At 46.3% G+C, this 23,521-nt stretch carries 15 protein-coding genes and 1 pseudogene; 10 read left to right on the plus strand and 6 right to left on the minus strand.

Annotated features, from left to right (window positions below; all coding sequences use genetic code 11):
• Window positions 1–154 precede the first annotated feature (154 nt).
• Together AC5YB3_RS07135 and AC5YB3_RS07140 are read left to right on the plus strand one after the other, a co-directional pair.
• On the plus strand, window positions 155–1,291 hold the full coding sequence (locus AC5YB3_RS07135) for a methyltransferase (RefSeq protein WP_494526847.1): 1,137 nt from the start codon (window positions 155–157) through the stop codon (window positions 1,289–1,291).
• A gap of 330 nt (window positions 1,292–1,621) precedes the next feature.
• Window positions 1,622–4,834 carry a DUF2339 domain-containing protein gene (locus tag AC5YB3_RS07140; protein WP_494526848.1) on the plus strand — a complete coding sequence of 1,071 codons (3,213 nt, stop codon included), beginning with the start codon at window positions 1,622–1,624 and terminating at the stop codon, window positions 4,832–4,834.
• 120 nt (window positions 4,835–4,954) lie between these two features.
• On the opposite strand, the gene AC5YB3_RS07145 is transcribed toward AC5YB3_RS07140, so the two are convergent.
• Together AC5YB3_RS07145 and AC5YB3_RS07150 are read right to left on the minus strand one after the other, a co-directional pair.
• Window positions 4,955–6,253 carry an O-acetylhomoserine aminocarboxypropyltransferase/cysteine synthase family protein gene (locus tag AC5YB3_RS07145; protein ID WP_012090043.1) on the minus strand — a complete coding sequence of 433 codons (1,299 nt, stop codon included), beginning with the start codon at window positions 6,251–6,253 and terminating at the stop codon, window positions 4,955–4,957.
• 222 nt (window positions 6,254–6,475) lie between these two features.
• Complete coding sequence (locus AC5YB3_RS07150; protein ID WP_494526849.1) at window positions 6,476–7,888, minus strand: aminotransferase-like domain-containing protein; 1,413 nt, start codon at window positions 7,886–7,888, stop codon at window positions 6,476–6,478.
• Between the two features lie 157 nt (window positions 7,889–8,045).
• Here AC5YB3_RS07150 and AC5YB3_RS07155 point away from each other — a divergent pair, with 157 nt between their 5' ends.
• From AC5YB3_RS07155 to AC5YB3_RS07170, 4 genes are all read left to right on the plus strand, one after another.
• Window positions 8,046–9,380 carry a cytochrome ubiquinol oxidase subunit I gene (locus AC5YB3_RS07155; protein WP_413489314.1) on the plus strand — a complete coding sequence of 445 codons (1,335 nt, stop codon included), beginning with the start codon at window positions 8,046–8,048 and terminating at the stop codon, window positions 9,378–9,380.
• A gap of 60 nt (window positions 9,381–9,440) precedes the next feature.
• Window positions 9,441–10,448: a cytochrome d ubiquinol oxidase subunit II gene (gene cydB / locus AC5YB3_RS07160; protein WP_107403925.1), complete on the plus strand. Its 1,008-nt coding sequence runs from the start codon at window positions 9,441–9,443 to the stop codon at window positions 10,446–10,448.
• A 181-nt stretch (window positions 10,449–10,629) separates the two neighbouring features.
• Window positions 10,630–10,764 (plus strand): DUF2474 domain-containing protein, encoded by a 135-nt coding sequence (locus tag AC5YB3_RS07165; protein ID WP_494526850.1) that lies wholly within the window; start codon window positions 10,630–10,632, stop codon window positions 10,762–10,764.
• A gap of 735 nt (window positions 10,765–11,499) precedes the next feature.
• Window positions 11,500–11,901: a GreA/GreB family elongation factor gene (locus tag AC5YB3_RS07170; RefSeq protein WP_011845985.1), complete on the plus strand. Its 402-nt coding sequence runs from the start codon at window positions 11,500–11,502 to the stop codon at window positions 11,899–11,901.
• A 516-nt stretch (window positions 11,902–12,417) separates the two neighbouring features.
• On the opposite strand, the pseudogene AC5YB3_RS07175 reads toward AC5YB3_RS07170, so the two are convergent.
• Window positions 12,418–13,379, minus strand: a pseudogene (locus AC5YB3_RS07175) (IS5 family transposase).
• Between the two features lie 346 nt (window positions 13,380–13,725).
• Window positions 13,726–14,502: an AraC family transcriptional regulator gene (locus AC5YB3_RS07180; RefSeq protein WP_011845984.1), complete on the minus strand. Its 777-nt coding sequence runs from the start codon at window positions 14,500–14,502 to the stop codon at window positions 13,726–13,728.
• A gap of 380 nt (window positions 14,503–14,882) precedes the next feature.
• On the opposite strand from AC5YB3_RS07180, the gene AC5YB3_RS07185 reads away from it, so the two are divergent.
• Together AC5YB3_RS07185 and AC5YB3_RS07190 are read left to right on the plus strand one after the other, a co-directional pair.
• The gene (locus AC5YB3_RS07185; protein ID WP_494526851.1) at window positions 14,883–15,773 is read left to right on the plus strand and encodes a DMT family transporter; all 891 of its coding nucleotides are present in this window, start codon (window positions 14,883–14,885) and stop codon (window positions 15,771–15,773) included.
• Between the two features lie 164 nt (window positions 15,774–15,937).
• Window positions 15,938–17,569, plus strand: a complete 1,632-nt coding sequence (locus AC5YB3_RS07190; RefSeq protein WP_494526852.1) for a methyl-accepting chemotaxis protein — start codon at window positions 15,938–15,940, stop codon at window positions 17,567–17,569.
• Window positions 17,570–17,911: 342 nt separating this feature from the next.
• On the opposite strand, the gene AC5YB3_RS07195 is transcribed toward AC5YB3_RS07190, so the two are convergent.
• Window positions 17,912–18,757 carry an FAD:protein FMN transferase gene (locus AC5YB3_RS07195; RefSeq protein ID WP_432333693.1) on the minus strand — a complete coding sequence of 282 codons (846 nt, stop codon included), beginning with the start codon at window positions 18,755–18,757 and terminating at the stop codon, window positions 17,912–17,914.
• Window positions 18,758–19,481: 724 nt separating this feature from the next.
• Between AC5YB3_RS07195 and AC5YB3_RS07200 the strand changes: the two genes are divergently transcribed.
• Together AC5YB3_RS07200 and AC5YB3_RS07205 are read left to right on the plus strand one after the other, a co-directional pair.
• Window positions 19,482–20,816, plus strand: a complete 1,335-nt coding sequence (locus AC5YB3_RS07200; protein ID WP_494526853.1) for a Na+/H+ antiporter NhaC family protein — start codon at window positions 19,482–19,484, stop codon at window positions 20,814–20,816.
• A gap of 130 nt (window positions 20,817–20,946) precedes the next feature.
• Window positions 20,947–21,657 carry a 23S rRNA pseudouridine(2604) synthase RluF gene (locus tag AC5YB3_RS07205; protein WP_494526854.1) on the plus strand — a complete coding sequence of 237 codons (711 nt, stop codon included), beginning with the start codon at window positions 20,947–20,949 and terminating at the stop codon, window positions 21,655–21,657.
• A gap of 162 nt (window positions 21,658–21,819) precedes the next feature.
• Here AC5YB3_RS07205 and AC5YB3_RS07210 read toward each other — a convergent pair whose 3' ends face one another.
• Window positions 21,820–23,277: an OmpA family protein gene (locus AC5YB3_RS07210; RefSeq protein ID WP_494526855.1), complete on the minus strand. Its 1,458-nt coding sequence runs from the start codon at window positions 23,275–23,277 to the stop codon at window positions 21,820–21,822.
• Window positions 23,278–23,521 lie beyond the last annotated feature (244 nt).

A 23,521-nucleotide genomic window follows, 5' to 3' on the forward strand; every position in this document is an offset into this window, starting at 1 on the left:
CAGTTTAATTACCGCTTCGTCCACAGCAGGGCTGCATTTAGGACGATACATTAGGCCTATATATCAGGGCTAGGCATCCTTAATGCAGAGCCGTCGCACTGCGCCATGAAATCTGCGATAATCTGCGCCTTAATTTATTGGCGCAGTGTGGCACATGACAACACAATTTTCAGTAGCGGGTGTTGAACTCGAACTTTTACGGTATCCAGCTCAGCAGGAATCTAATCTTCAAGCTTGGGATGCCGCCGATGAACACTTACTCAAAAGCCTTATTGAGTCAGAGCAAGCCGCCGTGCCAACCGCCATTATCAACGACAGTTTCGGCGCCTTAAGCTGTGGTGTATCAAAACTGAATCCAAGTTGGCCACTGTGTGTTGAAACCGATGCCAGAACCAGCTTTTTAGGCACAGAGCAAAACCATGGCCGCAATCAGTTGCCGCTGGATAACCTGCAATGGTTTACCAGCCGCGATACCTTGCCAGAAAACTTAGCCTTAGTATTGATGAAGTTGCCTAAGAACTTAAGCTACTTTGCCCACCAGCTAACACGCTTATCGCAAGTGTTACCCACTGGCACTCGCATATTAGTGGCAGCCAAAGCCAAATCGATTAATGGCGACTTGCTCGATGTCTTTGCTAAGCATTTAGGCCCAGCAAGCGCTAGTTTAGCGTGGAAAAACACGCGAGTAATTACCTGTGTCAGTGATGGTAAACCCAGACCATTAGCCAAAGAAGTGACTTGGACCGTACCTGAATATCAACTTGAGATCAGCAACTTAAGTAATGTGTTTGCCGCCAACAAACTCGATATTGGCGCACGCATCATGCTCGAAAATTTGCCGAAAGGGGATTTCAAGTCGATTGTCGATCTCGGCTGTGGCAATGGCGTGCTGGGACTGCGAACCGCTCAGTTATTCCCTGAAGCTGATATCCACTTTATCGACGATTCCGAAATGGCGGTCGCATCCGCCAAGGCAAACTGGGCACGTAATCAATTACCTGCAGATAAAGGCCACTTCTATTGGGACGACTGCATGACGCATCTGCCAGAAGAAGTGCAACCGGATCTGGTGCTGTGTAATCCTCCCTTCCATCAAGGTGAAGCCATTACCGATCATATCGCGTGGCAGATGTTTTTAGACGCTCGCCGTCGCTTAAAAGACGGCGGCATTTTACATATCGTCGGCAACCGCCATCTAGCTTACCATGTGAAATTGCAGCGCTTATTTAAAAACTGCACCACAGTCGCCTCCAACGGTAAATTTGTGATCCTGCAGGCGCAAAAGAAATAATTCTGCCGCTAATTCCTGCCACTAATGAGTACTTTAATCAGGGCCAGCAATGTCTGGCTCTTTGTTAAACTGCACCCGCTAACATTTTGATCTACTCCACTATCAGCACTTTGTGACACTCGCTATGGCTAGCCGAAATCCCCTGCCGCAAGTACAATCCTATTGCAAAGGTGCTTAAGTACTTAAATTCTTAAGCGCTAAATTTTTTTAAGCTATTAGTTTTTAAGCTGTTTGTTTTCTAGCAATTAGATTCTTAAGCACGAATTCTTAAGCACTAATGGTTAAACACTAAGCTTCTACAGCAATTAGGCACTTAACTAGGATTGAGATATGCCGTTAAAGGATGACGTCGCCCAACTAAAAGCTGAGCTGGCACAATTACAGTCGCTGCATTTATCGCAGCAATCTTCGCTCAGCCGTCAATTGGCAGAATTTTCAACTAAGCTCGATACCTTAAGTCAGCAAATTGCGACTGAAGATGCCTCTGATACCAGTCTTAGTATGGCGGCAGATAGTATGACAGCGGGTGCTGCATCGATTGCGGCAGTGGTTCCCGCCGCCGATAACGCGCCCACATTAACCTATGCGATACACACACCAATCCTTGAGTCCGCTCCCGTAGCGCCAGTTCCTGCAGAACCCAACCCATGGCAGCAAAACGCTGTGCAAGGAGACCCTTGGCAAAGAAACACAAAAAATACCTCGGCAGAACAAGTCGCTAAAACCGAACGCCACGCACAGGGTCAACAACTGAGTGATGAAGTTAAATTACAGGCAAGCGTGCAAGTGGCGAGTCAATTTGATGATCTGCTATCCCAAGGATTAGCGGCCATCATGGCGCCCTTTGGCGCAATTACCGAACAAATCAAATCCTTCTACCATCATTATCAAGCTAAGGGATTAGGGCCAGTCTTCTTGATGACAGTTGCAGGGATCATCACCCTGACCTTAGGCTTGGGTTATTTACTGCAATATTCCATCAACCATTGGTTCTCTGAACTGGGCAAAGCCCTACTCGGGTTTGCCAGTGCGAACGCTATCATAGCCGGCGGGATTTTTATTCGCCAAAAACGCGCGGGCATGGCGGACTTTGGCTCAGGGATAGTCGGATTAGGCCTTATCCTAAACTTTCTCTGCGCTTACTTTATTGGGCCATATTTTGAAATCATCCCCAATAGCGCGAGTTTTATCTTACTGTTATTGATCACTTTGGCAGGTTATGGCCTTTCAATGCGCTTAGATGCCAAAGTCATTGCCGTCATTGCCTTAGTCGGCGGCTCGACCGCGCCTATGATGCTGTTATCCCAAAGCTATGCGCCGCTACTGTATCTTCCTTATTTACTTCTTATTGGTGCAGGCGCCCTTGCCCAGAGTCGTAAGTTAAAGTGGCCGCTATTAGTGGAAATCACCGCCCTGCTGCACATTGGCTGCATCGAAGCCTTTAGTTATTTTGTGCCATTGCCACTCACCGACTTTGGCGGCGGCAGTCTGCTGGCGCTTATCAGTATTAATGCGACCTTTTATCTCTACGGCATCACCGGCCTAATATTTCCCCATCAATTTACCCATCAAGATAAACAACCAAGTAATACGCTAAGCCATCGCATACTCGCCCTTCCGATAGCATTGCTCGCCTTTGTGCTATTCGAATTAACGCAATTTACTGAGTTAGCAGGGGAAATTTTTGCAGTCAACGCGCTGATTTGTGCAGCCCTCTATTGGCAGCTAAAAAGCCGCTTAGAAAAAGCCCGCAGCGGCTTATTGTTAGTCTTTGCAGGAAGTTTTGCCGGATTCGCGGCGCTGTATTTACTAAGCCATGATTTCCTCGGCTTAGTCTTACTGCTCGAAGCCTTATTACTGTTATGGATTGGCACCAAGGAAGAGCTGGTTTCAGTGCGCGCCGAAGCCTATTTATTACTGCTAATGGGATTAGGGCTAAATGCGTTTAGCGTGCTAGATAGCATGGCACTGTTAGAATCCAGCATATTAGATGCCTTAGCGATTTCACCTTTATCGGCCTTTGGCTTTTCGCTGATAGCGCTGGCCTTAAGTTGCGCCGCCTTAGTCTTTGCCATTCGACTATTAACATTCACAAATGCGCCACTTTCTGCGTTAGAACATCAGCTTTGTAGAATACTAAAAGAACTATTAAGCGGTTTTTATGTGGCGACAATTATCCTCGCGGCTTACCTTTTGAGCAGCGATTACTACCTCGCCATTTTGCCACTGGTCAGCCTATTACTGCTGTATTTAAGCGCAAAGGACAAACTCGTTATCAGCGAATTTGCCGCTTGGATCTTGCTATTACCGCTGCTCTTTAAGGTCGTTGAAGGCATAACGCTCGCGGACAGTTTTAGCTTTAGCGCCCAGCCGCTTATGGCCAAACTGGCACGAATTGAGTTATTTACCACCTTACTCTTGACCCATTATTGGTATCGCCGCCACTATAAAGATGCCCTATTTGCCAAAGCCGCTTATAGCATGCAAATCTGCTGTTATTTGCTGCTGCCGCTTATTCTGCTGCCCAAAGTTATCCGCAACTATTGGGAATATACCGCTATCGCCCTCTGGCTGAGCACCTTTATGAGCCTAGGTTTAGCCTATTTTGTTAAGCATAAGAGTTTGAACATAGAGGCCAAAATCCTCACTTGGCTAGCGGTTATGATGACAGCCTCGCTATGTCTTATTCACGCTTGGCAAGGACTCGCGGCGCTGACCGTTGGCGCCCTGTTTATGGGCTTCACCCTGCTTAGTTATCGCCAATTACCCGAGACATGGCGCCCCTTGCTGCAGCTACAATGGCAACTGAGCCCTTATTACTTTGCACTGGTATTGGCCGTAATCGTTTATGGTTTTAATCATTCAGAGCTAGTAGGAATAGCGATGACAGCATTAGCCTTAAGTGGTTATTTTGCATTGCTTATCCAAAAAAGTTTAAGAAAAAGAGCTGAAGGCCAAGCCTCACATAGCATGAAATTAACCCCAGTAGCCGAAATTCAAGCCGCAATAAAGGAAAGCTACCATCTCGCCTACGGCCTAACGTTAGGCTTAGCCCTGTTGCCCATCATGTTGCATTTTGAACTAACACTCGGGCTTAATCGTGATAATGCCTCGTTTGTGTTAATCGAGTTTTTATCGCTGGCACTCCTAGCAAGGCTTATCTTGCAGCACGGCGCAGCAATACGCTTGCATAGACGTATCATGCCATTACAAGGACTTAAGTGGGGTTGGCATCTGTTACTTGCCTTGAGTTACTTCATGTGGAGTTATAGTTTCGATAACATGATTGCCGCCCCACTCAGCGCGATTTTATTAGTTATCCATGGCAGTGTGTTGATGTTTATCAGCTTAAAACCACAAAATGCCGATATGATCCGCCTCGCCGCAGGGCTATTTATCCTATCGACGCTCAAGGTGCTATTACTGGATATGGCGTCCTTCGAGCTAGTGCAAAAGGTCATTGCTTTTATGCTGATCGGGGTTATTTTGCTGACAGTGTCTTACTTCTATCAGAAGGCGAGAAATCGATTGCAGCAAGATTAACATCGTTTTTAAAGCACTAAAAAAACCGCCATCGAATTGAATCGATGGCGGCTTTTTACTGTTAATGATTTAATAAATCGATGGGGTATCAGCTATTCGACATGGGCTACTTAATAAGAACTACTTGCTAACCAGTGCCTTATCGAGCGCCTGCGCCACATCGTTAATGATGTCGTCGATATGCTCAATCCCAACCGAGATACGGATAAGATCTTCTGACACGCCCGCCCTTGCCAGTTCATCGGCATCGAGCTGTCTGTGCGTGGTACTCGCAGGGTGACAGGCTAAGGATTTCGCATCGCCGATGTTCACTAAACGCAGGATCATCTGCAGCGCATCGATAAAACGTCCACCGGCAATTTTACCTTCTTCAGGCGTGGCCGCTTTAATCCCAAAGCTAATGATCCCAGAGGCTTTTCCGCCAGTGATCTTGTGGCAATTATCCTGATAAGGGCTGCTTGGCAACGCGCCGTAGTTCACCCAACTCACCGCCGGATGCAACACCAAATATTCGGCTAATGCTAGCGCGTTCGAGCAATGGCGCTCCATTCTAAGGCTTAAGGTTTCAAGGCCTTGCAACAGTAAGAATGCGCTGTGCGGTGAAAGCGCGGCGCCAGTATTACGTAGCGGTACCACGCGGCAGCGACCAATAAACGCCGCAGGGCCAAAGGCTTCGGTATAAACCACGCCATGGTAAGAAGGATCGGCTTGGTTGAGTAAGGCAAATCTTTCCTTATTCGCGACCCAATCAAACTTGCCTGAATCGATAATCACCCCGCCAATCGTTGTGCCATGGCCACCAATGTATTTGGTTAAAGAGTGGATAACGATATCGGCGCCATGCTCAAACGGGCGACATAACACTGGGGTTGCGACCGTATTATCGACAATTAAAGGCACGCCATGCTTATGGGCAATCTCAGCTAAACGTTGTAAATCAACAATATTGCCCGCCGGATTACCAATCGATTCGCAGAACAAGGCCTTAGTTTTGTCGTCGATCAGCTCATCGAGGCCTTCAAAATCATCGAAGGCCGCCATACGCACTTCTACGCCTTGGCGCGGCAGCGTATGGGCAAACAGATTGTAAGTGCCACCATAAAGCTGACTGGTGCTGACAATATTATCGCCAACTTGAGTCAAGGCTTGAATAGCATAGGTAATCGCCGCCATACCCGATGCCACGGCCAGTGCACCTATGCCGCCTTCTATAGCTGCGAGACGCTGCTCTAGCACGCTAGTCGTGGGATTCATGATCCGCGTATAAATGTTACCTGCGACTTTCAAGTCAAATAAATCAGCACCATGCTGGGTATCATCGAAGGTATAAGAGGTGGTTTGATAGATAGGTACCGCGGCCGCTTTCGTGGTCGCTTCTGACTCATAACCGTAGTGTAATGCCAGTGATTCAAGCTTCATTTAACCTTCCTTCAACAGAGTGCTGTCCTTGATCCAACCCAAAGGATTGCACAAGATTTGTGCATACTCAACAAGCTAACAGATAGACATCTGGAAGTCTAAAACTTTTTACCTCAGCATTTAACTTCTGTCCCCATACCTCAAACAACAAAGCGGGCTAACCTCGCGGACTAACCTAACAAGCTAACATAACAGGCTCATATAACGAGCTAGCATAATGAGCTAGTGCGAATAGTTGCGGATAAGTTCGGCCAGCGCTACGACAGCAGAGACGATCTCTGGCGAGCACTCGTATGAGGCATTCAAGCGCATAAAATGGCGGAACTCGACCTGATTACTAAAGAGATTTCCGGGAGCAATACTGATCCCACGCTCAATCGCCTCAGAATAAATTTGTGTGGCATCCATGTGTGCAGGCAGCGCTAACCAGAGAAAATAGCCGCCTTGTGCAAAGTTAACTCCCACAGACTCGGGCAGATGCGCGCGCAATAGCTGATACATGGCCAATTTGCGATCGGCTAACTTTTTACGTAACTGCTTCAAATGGCGCTCATATTGTGCCGACTGAATAAAATCGGCGATAGCAAGCTGCATGGGCGCGCTGGTCGATAGCGTCGACATAACTTGCAAGCGCTGTAGCTTCGGCGCATGCAGTCCCGCCGCCACCCAGCCGACACGATAACCTGCAATCAAAGACTTAGAAAATGAGCCACAGTGCAGCACCCGTCCTTCGGTATCGAAGGCTTTTACAGGCCTTGGCGCACTGGAGCCGACATAAAGCTCTTGATAAACATCATCCTCAATCAGACTGACCTTATGCTCGTTTAGTAACTGATAAAGCACCTGTTTTTTAGTATCCGACAAGCTACAGCCTAGGGGATTTTGATGTTGACTCATCAACCAGCAGGCTTTCACTGGGTAGGTTTTTAACACTTCCGCTAGCGCCTCGAGATCAATCCCCAGTTGTGGATCCGTCACGACCGCAATGGCCTTAAGTTTAAGCCGCTCAATCGCCTGCATCGCGCCATAAAAGGTCGGGGATTCAATGACTACCCAATCCCCCGCTTGAGTTAGGGTCGCTAAACTCAAGTTCAGCGCCTCCATGGCCCCCGAGGTAATAATGATTTCATCGGGTGAAATGCTCATGCCCAATTTGGCATAACGTTGGGAAATCGCCTTACGCAGCCCCGCATTCCCCGGCGGTAAATTATCGGCAGCAAAAGACGGTGACATGTGCCGAGTGACCTTAACTAACGAGCGAGCCAACGCTTGCTGCGGGAATAAACTGGGATCGGGAAAACCTGAGCCAAAGGGCACTATGCCCGCCTGTTTTGACGCCTGTAAAACAGAGAAGACGAACTCGTTAATATCCACTTTATCAGAGAGATAAATCTGCCGCTGACGGTCGGGATAGCGAAAGGTTTCTGGCTGCGGCGCCACTAAATAACCCGATTTTTCCTGCGCCGTAATCACGCCTTGGCTTTCCAATAGCTGATAGGCATTAAGCACTGTCATCAGACTCAAACCCGAATCAGCCACCGTTTGGCGCAGCGACGGCAACTTGTCCCCCGCCTGCCAGACGCCTTGGGCTATTCGTGTCTTTAATTCCTGCGCTAACTGTTCATATTTCGCCATCTGTTATAGCCAAATCAATATATTCTGTGTCTGTTATAGCCAGCTTATCCCATGCTCTAATGGCACACAAGCTTTCACCGCTGGGCCAATATTAGGTTCAGTGGACACTGCATTAATGAATGCCTTTGTAACGAGACTATTATCTCTCGAGGAAATTATGTTTGATTTTGATGCCACTGTACTTGCTAGGATCCAATTCGCTTTTACTATCTCTTTTCACATTATTTTCCCCGCCATCACTATCGGCCTCGCCACTTATTTAGCGGTATTAGAAGGCTTATGGTTGAAAACGGCGAATCAGGTGTACCAACAACTCTATCAATTTTGGTCGAAGATTTTTGCTATTAACTTCGGCATGGGCGTGGTCTCTGGCATTGTTATGGCCTACCAATTTGGTACCCATTGGAGCGCATTTTCTGCCTTCGCGGGCAGCGTAACTGGGCCGCTACTCACCTATGAAGTGCTTACCGCCTTCTTCCTCGAAGCGGGTTTTCTGGGGGTCATGCTATTTGGTCAGCAGAAGGTCGGCAAAAACCTACATTTCTTCGCCACTTGCATGGTCGCCACAGGCACGATTATCTCGACCTTCTGGATCTTAGCTTCAAACAGTTGGATGCAGACGCCCCAAGGTTTTGAAATTGTAAACAATCGCGTCATTCCAGTGGATTGGTTTCAGATAGTGTTTAACCCTTCATTTCCCTATCGTTTAGCCCATATGACAGTGGCGGCGTTTATTTCGTCGGCTTTCTTTGTGGGCGCATCGGCGGCGTGGCATTTACTCAAAGGTAACGACACGCCAGCAATCCGTAAGATGTTGTCTATGGCGATGTGGATGGCGTTAATTGTCGCGCCGCTGCAAGCTGTGATTGGTGATTTCCATGGTTTAAATACCCTTGAATATCAACCTGTAAAAGTAGCGGCGATGGAAGGCCATTGGCGTAATGAGGGCGATAAACCCACACCGCTGATCTTGTTTGCCATTCCTGACATGGACGCAGAGAAAAACCACTTCAGCCTCGAAATCCCAGGGCTGGCGAGCCTGATTTTAAAGCACGATTTAAGCAAGCAAGTACCAGCCTTGACTGAGTATCCCGCCGAGGACAGACCCAATGTGTTGTTAGTGTTTTGGAGTTTTAGGGTCATGGTCGGCTTAGGCCTATTGATGATTTTTGCCGGACTGTGGAGCGCTTATCTCAGACACAAAGACAAACTCTACAGCAATAAACACTTTCTGCGTTTTGTGTTGCTGCTCGGCCCAGCCGGACTGCTCGCGACACTGGCAGGCTGGTTCACGACTGAACTTGGCCGCCAGCCTTGGGTGATCCAAGGATTGATGCGCACTCAGGATGCCGTGTCTTCCCACAGCGTTACCCACCTGAGTATCAGCCTAGGGATTTTCATCGTCAGTTACTGCGGCATCTTCGGCGTGGGTTATAGCTATATGATGCGACTCATCCGCAAAGGGCCAGATATCGCGGCGAAAAGTTATTAATTTTAAAGTAAATAAATCTAGTTTTACTTATTCAATCTTAAACATATTTAAGGGCTCACCATGGAATTCGATCTACCCTTGATTTGGTTCGGGATCATCATTTTTGCCACCTTAATGTATATAGTGATGGATGGCTTTGATCTCGGCATAGGCATACTGTTTCCCTTTATTCACGACGAGGACGACAGGGACATTATGGTTAATACCGTCGCCCCCGTTTGGGATGGTAACGAAACCTGGTTAGTGCTCGGCGGCGCCAGCCTGCTCGGTGCCTTTCCCCTCGCCTATGCCATAGTGCTCGAAGCACTGACCATACCGCTGCTCATCATGCTGCTGGCACTGATTTTTCGCGGCGTGGCATTTGAGTTTAGATTTAAGTCGGGCGCAGAAGCTAAACCCTTTTGGGATAAAGCTTTTATGTTCGGATCTATCACGGCCACGTTTTCACAGGGCGTAGTACTGGGGGCGTTTATCTCAGGCATTTCGGTCAGCGAGCAGCAATTTAGCGGAGGAAGTTTCGATTGGTTAACGCCCTTCTCACTCTTCTGTGGATTTGGCCTTATGCTGGCCTATGCTTTGCTAGGCGCGACTTGGCTGGTAAAAAAATGCCAAGGCGAGCTTAAAACGACCATGCAACAACTCGGCAGAGCACTGACCTTATGCTTACTTATGACCATAGGTTTAGTCAGTTTATGGACGCCTTTTGTGCAACCTAATATTGCCCTGCGCTGGTTTAGTTTGCCGAATTTATTCTATTTCGCCCCAGTGCCCATACTGGTATTAGCCTGTGGCTGGGCCTTGATGAAATCCTTGCGCCGCGATGATAACTATCAGCCATTTCTACTCACCTTATGCCTAGTTTTTTTAGGTTTTAGTGGACTAGGGATCAGTATTTGGCCACACATTATTCCCCCCAATATCAGCCTTTGGCAGGCGGCAGCACCCGATAGCAGCTTGAGCTTTATGCTCGTCGGCGCGCTGATGATCATCCCGCTGATTTTGGTTTACACCTTTTGGAGCTACTACGTGTTCCGCGGCAAAGTCACTAAAGATGCAGGCTATCACTAACGATTGTTCTGGTAAAACATGACCTCAAAATGCTGCCGAAGCGACTCGGCCTAGGCAGCGGACTCTATTTAAACGGCGAGTTCACTTTAGGCAATAAATTCGATTAAGACTTCAATTCAAACACTGGTTCAATTCAGACACAGGTTGAATTGAAACACTGGCGAACACCTAGGAGATAAACATGACGACCCCAACTAAATCTCTCAGCTATCGACTCGGCTGGTTAGTGCTCATTTGGTGCACGAGCGTCAGCTGCCTGTTCCTCGTCTCCATGTGCATTAAAATACTGTTGAAAGGTGCGGAATTAACCACCTAAGTGGATACTCAGTACTTTACAACTTTAAAAGCGAATATTAAGGCTTAATTCAGTTAGCTTGCATAGCATAGCGTTAAAATATACTTAAGCATCACAATCACCGAGCTAAGGTATTATTCGAGCGTACATTGTGAGTGAGTGCATTATTTGAGTCAGCTATTTTAGTGAGCTATTTGAGTTAATTAGTGTGCTATTTACTTAATGCGTATTTTATCGCTAAGCTCACAGTGCTCGATTTATTTTACGCGTGCCAGGATTAAATTGACTAAGGTTAGCGTTAACATCAAAATAGTTAATTTAGTGTTAAGTAAAACATTTACTGTAGATAAGTATACTCAGCAATATAAACTTGGTTAGGCTTGCATTATTTTTTCACTTGGCCTATGGTATCAAGCAAGTAAACATGGCTTATTTAGTTAACACTTTAAGTTTAAGTTATTCGCCATATTGAACGATTAAAAAAGCAATTCATCGCACACACTTTTTGACTGGAGATGTAAAACTATGTTTGTCACTGCATTTTCATCACTATTTTCCCATGTATTAGCTAGCACTCTTAGCTCAACGTGCTGTTTGGCTAAATCATTCCGTTTCTCTCTCAAATTCCCAGTCTAAGCCGAGCGTCACTCGCGCTCGGCAGAACTTTAATACTCTTGTTAAATAAGCACTGAATACAGTTATCACTCTTTTAAAATTCTTTGCTTGTACTTTTACTTGGTTATTTCAGAGGCAGGAATGACATATTCATTTTTTAGCGGTCTATTTCAGAATTTTATTCTAAAAACCGAAACCTATTATTTACAGAACAGTTTTAATGCCTCCCTGCGCCCAACAGCTTTGGCTGGGGTGATTAGCAAGCTTGAGCAGCTCAAGCATGATACGGCGAATGATAAAGTGACTGTAGGGCGCGAGATCCGCTTAGTTAATCTGCAGGATCAGCAAGAGTATCAAATTGAACTCGTGTATCCACCAAAGCACAAACCCAGTGCAGGACGCTTCTCTGTTATATCCGATTTAGGCGTCAGCTTACTTGGGCGGTCAAAGGGCGAACTGGCTGAAGTGAGTATTTTAGGCAAGCCGGTGCTATTTATGATTAAAGATGTCAGCCTAGCGAAAAAACCTAAAAAAGCTAAGTAGCCAGCTGATTCAAGTAGCGTTATTTTTAATGGCCATTTAGCAGCTTATGCCCGAATTCAACTCCGAAGTTCGTTCAAGTGTTAAGCCATTTTTAGATGACGTATTTTAAAGATAAAGTGTGTTCAACTCCGTGACAACATGCTTCAACTCGCTATTAGCGGCGGCTTCTAGCGGTATTTTCAACAGAATACAATAAGAAGGAATGTTATTTTGAAGTCATTAACTGGCCGCGTTATTTATTAAAGACAGCTATTAAATGAATTTGACACCGTAATTAACGCCTTTTGCCACTATTTACACTAAGTCATGGCAGCGCTTTAAGGTAAAACAGCAAAAGGGTTAAGAGGTTTAGGTTCGGCGCCTCAATCGTTAAATTCATTTTTATGTGTCCTTTATAAATAAACCGACTCAATTTAAGCCTGAAATAAAAATTGAGCCCAACTATCGAAACCGAATTGCGGCGCGGATTCGGATAGTGACCTTCACTTTGGAGTCTATATCTATGGGCGTTGTTGATTAAATCATTTCATAGAACGTAATCGTTCCAAGACTTCTGCCGATTAAGCAACTTGCTGGCGAACGGGCATACCCAGTCTAATGACTTTGTTCATCGCCTTCACACCAGCCAACGCCTCTGCAACTTGCCCATTGTAATCACGTAAACTTAGCATTGGACTATTCAACTGTTTATATCGGCCCATGGCGGTCTCTGCTAGAGAGCGCTGGTGATAGCCGTTATCGATTTTCCATTGTTTCAGCTGACCCGCTTTCAGTGCTTCTACCGCTTCATTACGTGGATGCCCCTTTTCCCATAACCCCGCATTTGAGCGCGGTGGGATGGTAGCTTTACAGCCTTTACGTCGCAGTAATTGATAACAACCCTTTGTATCATAAGCCCCATCTGCCGATACCTGCGTTATCTTTCGCCGTAAAGGATTGAGCAAGGTCGGCAATACTTCATTATCGCCTACTGACACAAGACTGACTTCAGCTGCAACGACTTCGTGAGTGCTTGCATCTATGGCTAAGTGCAACTTGCGCCATGTGCGGCGTTTTTCGCTGCCATGCTTGCGCGTTTTCCATTCCCCTTCACCAAACACTTTCAGGCCCGTGGCATCGACAACCACATGCGTTATCGGTCCGCGACTGGGGTTGCGGTACTTGATATTGATTGTCTTAGCGCGTTTACTGATAGAGGTGTAATCAGGTGATGTTAGTGGAACATTCATCAATGTAAATAATGAGTTGAGAAAGCCTTCTAGCGCACGCAACGATAAATTAAAGATGCCTTTGACCATCAACGCGGTTTCAATCGCCACATCACTATAGCTAAACCCGCGTCCACGCCCGCCATGATGCTCATGGCAGTACCACGCTTTTACTGCAGCTTCATCCACCCAGAAGGTGAGCGAACCACGGTTCACTAACGCTTGGTTGTATTGCTTCCAATTAACGATTTTACGTATTGATTTGCCCATGTTGCCGTCCTGAAGGTGAGTCAGGAGATCTGATCATGGCAACACCGATTAGTTCACTGATTTGTGCAACAACGCCATATCTATGAGTAAAGAAAAAAACAAAAAATCGCCAATGAAAACCTTAAAAGAGAAGCGTCAGGATAAACGGAACCGCCAAAAAGCATCCGACTAATTTATCCAACAATGTAAAAATCCCTTAAATCCTCTCTTTAAATAGGCCGAGAATAGGGTGCTAAATGCTTTGGCACCCTATTTTATTTCTCGGTTTTATCAGCTTATCGCTTCACAACACCGACTAGCGTTCGACTTAACACACTGTCATTTTGCAACACAAACCTATGCGCCATCACAATCGACGGCGATACTGCTCTGGCGAGCACTGGGCATACTTTTTAAACATCACGATATAAGGTGAGGTTTGGTTGTAGCCGAGCGTTAATGCCACCTCTTTTATAGCCAGTCCCTGACGCAGCAATTGTAATGAATAGATAAACTTATGCCTTTGCCTTAACTCGGTAAAACTCATCCCCAGCGCTTCTTGGCAACGACGGGCTAAGGTACGCTCTGTGGTATGTAATTCACTTGCCCAAGATTTAAAGGTCTTAGGACTTGCGGGATCGGCTTCGAGTGCCAGCAACAGCGGCTGTAACAGTTTATCTGAAACTGTGGGCAAAAATTGCGGCAGGGCTTGGCCGATAGTGAGCTGATCGAGCAAAACCTCAACGAGGCGCTTATCCGCCGCCGAGTTTGCCACTCGAACTTGCCGCTCTCGCAGATCGTTAACGATCGATTGGGCAATAGGAGTCACAGCTAACAAACAGGTCTCTAGGGGAAACGCCGCAGCTCGCTCGGCAACGATATTCATCGAACAATAATGGATACTGCGCCGAGTATAACTTTCATGCTCTATCCCCGCAGGAACCCAAATCGCATATTGCGACGGCGATAAAAACCGTTGCCCAGCGGCATGTAATTCCATGATGCCACCGCTGATTAACTGCAATTGTCCCCATGAGTGTTGATGCTTAGGCGTCACCGTATTAGGCAGGAAAGCTTCATAGTTAAAGAAGATATCCGCAACTGGCCCTTGCTCTGCCGTGAGGGGATGGTAAACCGTACGCATTTTGTCTGTCCTCAAAGCCTTCTAGCTCAATACATTCTCTCGTTTAATAGTGCTCAACTGGTTTAATAGCTCTCAAGCAATCCTGATTTAATAGCACTGGTTTAATCGCGCTCAAGCGATTTTACTATCCCATAGCACTCTGTCCGCCGGGGAACTGACCTTGTCTGATAAGCGATATCTATATCATAACCGACCATGGATAATTGCCAGCAATTATTATCTGGATGCATAAGTGCTAGGTCATAAGCAGAATTTCTCATTCTCAGTCACTAATTCTAAGTCACTCATGCTCAGTCATTTAGAGTTAGCCATGTAGACTCAGTCGCTTATGTTCAGTCATTCATGCCCAGCCACGTAAGCCAGTATCGAAAGGCAAGATCATGTTGTATTTGTTTCCCCTGTTGGCCGTATTAATTTGGGCAGGTAACTCGATAGTTAACAAACTCTCATTTGGGATTATCGATCCTGAAGCCATAGCGTTTTACCGTTGGTTTTTCGCTATGTTGCTATTAACGCCCTTTGTCGCGGGTCGTGTGTGGCAAAAGCGCCAAATGATACTGCCGCTGTTACCTAAATTCGCGACTTTGGCCATGCTAGGTATGGTGCTCAACCAGAGTCTGGCTTATTTTGCGGCGGCCACCACCACGGCGACGAATATGGCATTGATCACCTCACTCGTGCCCATGATCAGCCTGTTTTTAGCCGTGCCCTTACTCAAGCAGAAGCTGTCGCCATTAACCTTTGGTGGCACGCTGATCTCCCTCGTTGGCTTAATTTTTATGTTGAGCTACGGCGATATGATGAATCTTGCCATCGGCGTCACCCAAGGTGATTTGTTATTGCTGATCAGCGCCTTTGTATATGCACTCTATGGTGTATTACTGAAACGCTGGCAATTACCACTACCCACTTGGGAATCGGTTTATATTCAAGGACTCATAGCTGTATTTATGCTGACACCGCTGCTGTTCAGTAGCCCGAGTATGGCGATCAGCACGCAATCGGCACCACTGATACTGTATGCGGCAGTTGCGGCCTCGCTGCTCGCACCGTGGGCTTGGATCAATGGCATCAGCAAACTCGGCGCCGATCGCACCAGCGTGTTCTTTAATTTAATGCCGATTATTGCGGCGATACTGGCGACCATTATTCTAGATGAAACCTTGGCCATTTATCATTACATTGGCGGCTCTATGGTCATCATGGGCGTCATGCTAGTGCAGATAAAGCCTAAGCCAAAAGCCATACCCACCTTAGCTTGCCCCGAATAACATAAGCTAAAATATCAAAGCCCTGGCTGCAAAGTCGGGGCGATTCATCTTCTTTAAATGGGCACAAAACTTCGCACTGAATCCCACCGCAATTTACTGCATGTAAAAGCAATTTCATAAATAACGGCTAAGCTATTTATTAAGTTATTAATGGAGATGTTCCTATGTTTAACAGTATTCGCGTTAAGTTTTCGTTGATGTTTGCCATTATGGCGACAGCGCTCATTGTTATGGCCGTCACAGACGCCATGCAAAGCCGTGCGACGGTAAAGCAGATGCAAGAGTTCAGTCAGTTATTTAATCCTGCGATTTCGGCAATTCTCAATGCAGACCGCGATCTTTACCAAGCACAGCTCAGTGAAGAAGTGTTATTGAGGGAAGAATTATCAGCCGAGAATCGCAAGAGTGAAATTGATAACTGGCAAGAAAACGTCGACCAAGCCCGTGACAGAATGGGCGAGTTTAAAAAAATCCTTAAAGATCACCTGCTCGTACTGCAATCCACCAATGGCTTTGAAGCGCAATTTTCCCTTTGGTATCAAGCCTCATCTGAAGTCATTAACGCAGTCAAAAGTAACGACTTTGCGCGGGCGAAACAGCTTCACGAGACCAAATCCAAGCAAGAGTTTAAGGCCTTAAGAAGCATCTACAATGCGGCTGGGGAAGCGGCCGATAACCGCGTAAAAGAGCTGGACTTACAAGCAACTGAACAGGCAACCACCCAAACCCAAATATCCCTCACCATAGCCAGCTTAGTGGCCATAGTCGCCCTGTTGATTGCCTACTTCGGTCCTAAAATCATCGTTAATGCTATTAAAGATATCACCAGCAGGATCAATGACATTGTTGATGGTGACGGTAACTTAACTCAGCGGATCCCCATCAAACGACAGGATGAAATCGGTGAGCTTGCCCATGCCTTTAACTTGTTTGTAGAACAACTGCAGCAGATGGTTATCTCGATTATTGGTCAAACCAAGGATGTAAGCCACACCGTTGAAAGCCTTGCGACTAAGTCCACCACCACAATCAACATCAGCCATGAACAAGAGCAGTTTGTGGATACCATAGTCACAGCAGTCAATGAAATGAGTGCGGCCGTAAGAGAAGTCGCCAGCAATGCCCTGCACACGGCGACCGAAATCACTAAGGTGAACGACCAAACGGTGGAAGGCAAAAATATCCTATCCCAGTCCGTTAATCATATTCAGCAACTGTCTGAATCGGTTAAGAATGCCGTAACGGTTATCGAAAAGCTCTCAGTCAATTCAGCCAATATTGCCTCAGTGCTCGATGTGATCCGCTCTATTGCCGAGCAAACTAACCTACTCGCCCTTAACGCGGCCATTGAAGCGGCGCGCGCTGGCGAACAGGGCCGCGGCTTTGCCGTGGTCGCCGACGAAGTGCGTACACTGGCGAGTCGCACCGAAACCTCGACCCAAGATATTCAGCGTATGATTGAAGAGTTACAACGCGGCGTAAATGATGCAGTTAAAAGCATTGAATCGGGCGCCAGCCTGACCACATCAACCGTCACCCTCGCCAGCCAAACCCAAGATGCATTGGATGAAATCCTAAACTCCACCTCTAAGGTCAGTGAGATGTCCACTCAAACGGCAACGGCGACCGAAGAACAGACCCATGTAACCGAAGAAATTAACCGTAACTTGACTGAATTATCCGATAAAACAAGATACTGCAACTTAGTCATTCAAGAGACCCAACAAATCGTCGTCAACACTAAGGCTATTTGCAGTAACCTACAAAAAGAAGTGGCGCGATTTAAAGTCGCCTAAACTGACTGATTGCTAACGACACATAGTTAGCGACAAGCGGTTAATGACAAGCCACTAGCAACAAACAGCTAAAACGAAAAGAGTGCCCAATAAGGCACTCTTTTTAATAGAAATAATTTAATAGGAATCATGCGAAACAAAGCCTGAAAATAACACAAGCGCCACTGCCGTATGCATCTTACGAATAACTGTAACAATACTAGGCCCATAACGATACCAAGCCCAAGTGATATAGCTTCACCCAATAAAAACGCGAATAACGGTACGAACCTTTAATACTAACTTACGGTAACTGTTTAATTTATAATTAAAAACACTGGCAAAAAACAACCAAAAGATACATCAATCAAAACTGACTAATCGACCACCTAAGTGAGCAATTTTGTCAGCGGCGGAGTCAGAGCTTAGGTAACCCGCAACCTTAGTCAACGCATCGGCGCGCCAAGCAAAGGGCGCACTCACACTGACAATACGTTCACGTTCAGTATCGATATTCACATCAGTAACATTGCCCGTTGGCAGTAATAACGCCGGATAATCATGGCTTAAAGTTTGTGACACTCGCGAACTCGCCAGCGCCATATTGCTCACGCAGATCTTTTGGCTCAATCCCAATGGGCCACGGCAGAGCACATTTAAAGAGGCACTGCCAAAGACTTTTAAATCGCCACCGGCATTCACCCAACCACCGCCGACACCCGCACGGCGCAGCTCACTCACCGCCATATCGACCGCATAACCTTTGGCTATGCCATCTAAGGTCAAAATGAGTGGTCTAGCTAATCGCACTTGATTATCTTTTATTTCAATATCTTGCCACTCGCCTTGCAATAACAAAGGCATACCAAGATAGGCAGGCAAAGCGCCGCGGGACATCATTTCCCCGCCGACGGTACAATTGAACAAGTTGTTGCTCGCCTTGCCTAGCCACTTAGCTAACTTGAGCACTCGTAAACTGTCTTGGCTTACACGAATCCATGTCCCCGGCTGGCGATTTAGTTGATTTAACTCACTGTCTTGCTGATGAAAACTCAGTAACCGACCAATATGCGTCACACGCGAAAAAGCCGCGCTTATAGCAGTTTCCAAGGCTTTATCTTTAAGTTGTGCCTCACCGCCTTGATGTGGCAGTGACTCGGCAGCGATTTCCACCAGCGTCCCGAGTAATGGCTTAGCGCGACGTATCATGATAATACCTACTGTGGTAGTAAGATCTGAGGGATCAGCAATAAACGCTTCATCCAGTTAAATTTAAACAAAGCACTAAGAGGAATTAACATAATTTGTGCGGATTCTAGTAAAGTCTCTACTTCAATACAAATTGTTATCATTATTTTTTATGGGGATTTTAGATGGTTAACACCGTTTTACATTTAAAAACAATAGATTGCTTATTAAGGCTTTGTTAAAGTTATTTGACGTGCCATTGCTATGGCAACGCTGTACAAGCGAACTCAGTCAATACGTCCTCAAATGAGCCCTATTGATTAATGCCACTCATCATTTACGTTATTTATGCTGACTTACCCATCAATGACTCAAGCTCAATGGGGCGATAAATAGCCAACTTATCCCATCACCCCGGGCCACAGTTTAAATTTTACGCTATTCCATTCAGTCGCAATACACTCTAAATCAGATAAAAACCCGCTAACTTAACCTGAATGCAAACTGATAACACATTGATTATAAATTCAAATGTAGACTGATCTTCATCTTATACAACCTATTAATAACCTAGCGATCACAACGGAAGTAAAAACATCTAGACGTCTAAATTGACAGGTTGGCGGGGATCAAATATGCTTTGCCTCAAGTTGCTAAGATACGATGCCGAAGCGACACTAAATTTAAGCGAGTTTGACTGCTAAGGATCCAGCGGAAAGAACTCTAAGCGAAAGAGAGATAACATTTGAGCAATCCAAAACCAGCAACACAGCACAGTCCGGCATCTTTCATTGCCCTGTTGCCATTATTTGTTTTCCTTGGTCTTTTCATTGGCGCGGGTGTGTATTTCCAAAGCCAAGGTGTCGACTTCGCCTTCTATCAATTACCGAGCGTTATCGCCATTTTACCTGCGATTATTCTGGCGTTGATTTTATCAAAGCAGAAATTGAATCAATCGATTGATACCTTTATTGGCGGTATTGGTCACAGCAACATTATTGCGATGTGTTTGATTTATCTATTAGCAGGCGCCTTTGCGGCGGTCGCTAAAGCCACAGGCGGCGTCGATGCCACCGTTGCTCTGGGTTTATCACTGATCCCATCAAACTTGTTGTTACCCGGTTTCTTTGTGATTGCGGCCTTTATAGCAACAGCCATGGGGACTTCAATGGGCACCATAGCTGCTGTCGCCCCCATCGCCCTCGGCGTGGCCGACCAAGCGCAAATCGACTACGCCCTGATGGCAGGTGCGGTAATGTCTGGTGCACTATTCGGTGACAACTTATCGATTATTTCAGATACCACGATTGCAGCCACCCGTACTCAAGGGTGTGATATGAAAGATAAATTCCGTGAAAACCTGATTTTCGCTATCCCAGCATCACTGCTTACCTTGTTAGCCTTTGTATTTGCAGGCCAAGGCCAAGCGGAATTAGCGACGCAGAACATCGATCTCATTAAGGTCATTCCTTATCTGACCATTTTGATCTTAGCTGTGGCGGGTCTGAACGTATTTGTGGTCTTAACCTTAGGTATCTTATTAGCAGGCGCTACGGGTCTGTTTACTATGGATTACGGCGTGATCCAATTTGGTAAAGATATTTATGCTGGCTTTAGCAATATGCAGGAGATTTTCATTCTGTCTATGCTGGTCGGTGGTTTAGCGGCACTTATGCAGCAACAAGGTGGTCTTGCCTTTGTGAGCAAACAGATTGAAAAGCTGATCACGCGTTTTTCAAAGGCACAAGGTGAAGCATCATGCCGCGCCGCAGAACTGGGGATGGCTGGCATAGTCGCAGTGACTAACACTTGTGTGGCTAACAACACGGTTTCTATCGTTGTGACCGGTGATATTGCCAAAGACTTAGCCGAGAAACATGGCGTGAGCCCCAAACGTGCCGCCAGCGTCCTCGATATTTTCGCCTGTATTATCCAAGGTTTGATCCCGTATGGCGCACAAGCCCTACTGATCGCATCGACCTTTAGCATCACCCCATTGGCTGCGGTATCACACGCTTGGTACTGTATGATTTTAGCCGTAGTAGCCGTTGCGATTGTGATTTTCCGTAAACGTCATTAATAAGTCGCACTGTATTTATCGCGTGTTAAACAGCAGGTTGAAATAGCTAATTAAGATGCTGATAAGTACAATTGAAGGAGCCGAATTCGGCTCCTTTTTTTATGTTTAAATTCATCAACCTTGGATTGATATGCGCCTCGCAAAATACCTCGCCCAATGTGGCATTGGCTCACGCCGTGAAGCCTGCCGTTTAATTGAGGCCGGACGCATTACACTCAATGGCCATATCGCCCGCCACACAGATCCCATCCGTTTGGACGAGTCATTAAACTGCCTCGACAGTATTGAGCTTGATGGCGCACCCATCACAAAAACCGAAACCCTCGCCTACTGGATATTGAACAAAGCCGTAGGTACAGATTGCCGCCTGCTGGAGCAGGATGAAACGAGTCTTGTACACTTGCTTCCCAAAGCGCCAAGACTCTATCCCGTCGGCAGGCTCGATAAAGATTCCCGCGGCCTACTGCTGTTAACTAATGATGGTGAGCTGACCCATAAACTCATGCACCCCAGTTTTGCCCACAGCAAAACCTACCATGTGCGCCTCAACCGGCCATTCACTGATGAGTTTGTTGAACAAATGGCCAGTGGAGTACGTTATAAAGACCTACAAACCCTGCCCTGCCAAGTCCGCCGTCTCAGTTCGGACAGCTTTGAAATCGTGCTGACTCAGGGACTAAATCGACAAATTCGGCGTATGTCCAGCGCCTTAGGCTATAAGGTGATTGACTTACAGCGCGTCACATTAATGACATTAACGCTAAAATCCTTAGCCGAAGGAGCGATGCGGCCACTCACCCCAAAGGAAGTTGCAGTGCTTAAAGCCGCAGTGACAATTTAGAGAAAGACAAGTGGTGAATACACTCAAGCTACTAACCTCAATTTTAGACAAATGCCCGCGCGAACAATATCTTCCAATGAACTCCAATGAAGATAGAAACGCCTGAGATGACTCAGGCGTTTCTATAAAACTAAGCTCCCCTTTCAAGCTTATTAATATGAGCTACTTTTTATCGGAACGAAGTACTAACTCCACTCTGCGATTCAGTTTTTGTCCGGCGTCATTAGTATTGCTGGCGACAGGGCTATATTCCCCGTTACCGTGGGCGGTTAATTGGGCCGACGGAATTTGAAACCCGTCACTCAACTGCTTAATCACAGCTGCGGCGCGGCGCTCCGACAGGCTTTGATTGTAACTCCGCTCGCCCTTGTCATCGGTATGTCCGACCACATAGAAACTCAGTGCCGGATGCTGCTTAAGATAGCTTGCGAGTACGTCGAGTACAGGTTTGGACTCAGGCAACATACGCTCACTGTCATAATCAAACAGCAATCCCTCCAACGTCGCCTTGCCAGTTTGGCTAATCGCATCGGTCAAAGCATTGAGGTCAATCGCCACTCGATCATCCTTCAGAGTAGAGAGTTCCATTACCCTGAGGGTAGTATCGGCAGGTGTGCCATCGAAATATCCTTGGGAATAGATATCGAAGTAAACATCGCCCTTTGCGTGACTAAGCTTAAACAGCTGATACTCCTGCCATTCGTCCTCTTTATCGTCCTTGATTAATTTGATGGCATTAATCAGGCTATCATCGTCGCCGCAAGCCGTGCCTTTGCAATGGAATACCCGCTCTGCTGCCAGCTTTTGTGCGGCTGCGGCATAATTGCTGTTGATTTCAAACAACGAATAGCTTTCAGGCATCTGATAACTTATTTGGGTAAGCTTGGCGTCCAGCGATTTGGTTTGATAATTTGCGCCCGAGATCCCCACTAATACAGGCACTTGGGTAAAGTTAGTTTGTTTGTAACTTGTAATATAACTGCCGGGCATACGTCCCAGCAAAGGATGGTCTGTCGAGCCTTGAGCATCGTCACTACGCCTATCTTTAATCTCAATGTTCTTCGGCGCCTGCTGTAAAAAGTCACTATTCGCTTGGATTAAGTCCAGCGGCTCAGGAATAGCGTCGAGGATATCGACTTGCAGATAGGTATATCTGTCCTCGCGATTGACGACATAGATACTGGTGTAAACCTCACCGCGAGTACCTTTCAGTTTTGCCGCCACGTAAGCACTGTGATAGTCGGCATTCACGCTTTTAAGCGGCTTTAGCTGAGTTTGCATGGCTTGACCATCACCGCAGGTGACGGCCTGACAACTAAATAACACTTCAGCATTCAGCTTTTTTAGCTGTGCCAAATAATTATTGATAACATGCTCAGGACTATAACTCTCGGGAAGCTCAACGCTTTGTCGGGTCAACCGCCCAGACACTGGCAACGCGGTGAATTTGTCACCATTCACTGCGGTGATGAGCTCAAAGGGCGTAAAGTGGATACGCTTTTCTTCAGGAGATTTGGAGTCAGGGAAGGGAGTAAACAGCGATTCAGCATTCACCGCAAAAGTGGCGATACCGCAGGTCGCGGTCAAAAATATAGCACTCAATAACGTCTTATGTCCCATAAAAATCCTTTTCTGTGGGGAATCTAGCTTTCGCGAACCAACTAGATAGATAGAGAAATAGTGATGGGATAATACGATAAAAATTTTTACCTAGGTATTAAACGGCATAAAAGTAATACTTTTTATTGAAAAGGAAATACAGAAAATACACCGAAGAAATAAAGAGAGAAATATAAAGCCCCCCATCTTTCAATAGCACACAGAAGTGGAGATGCCGCGATCATACGAATATGAAAGAGCAGCT

The organism is Shewanella sp. 1311, from assembly GCF_059338235.1.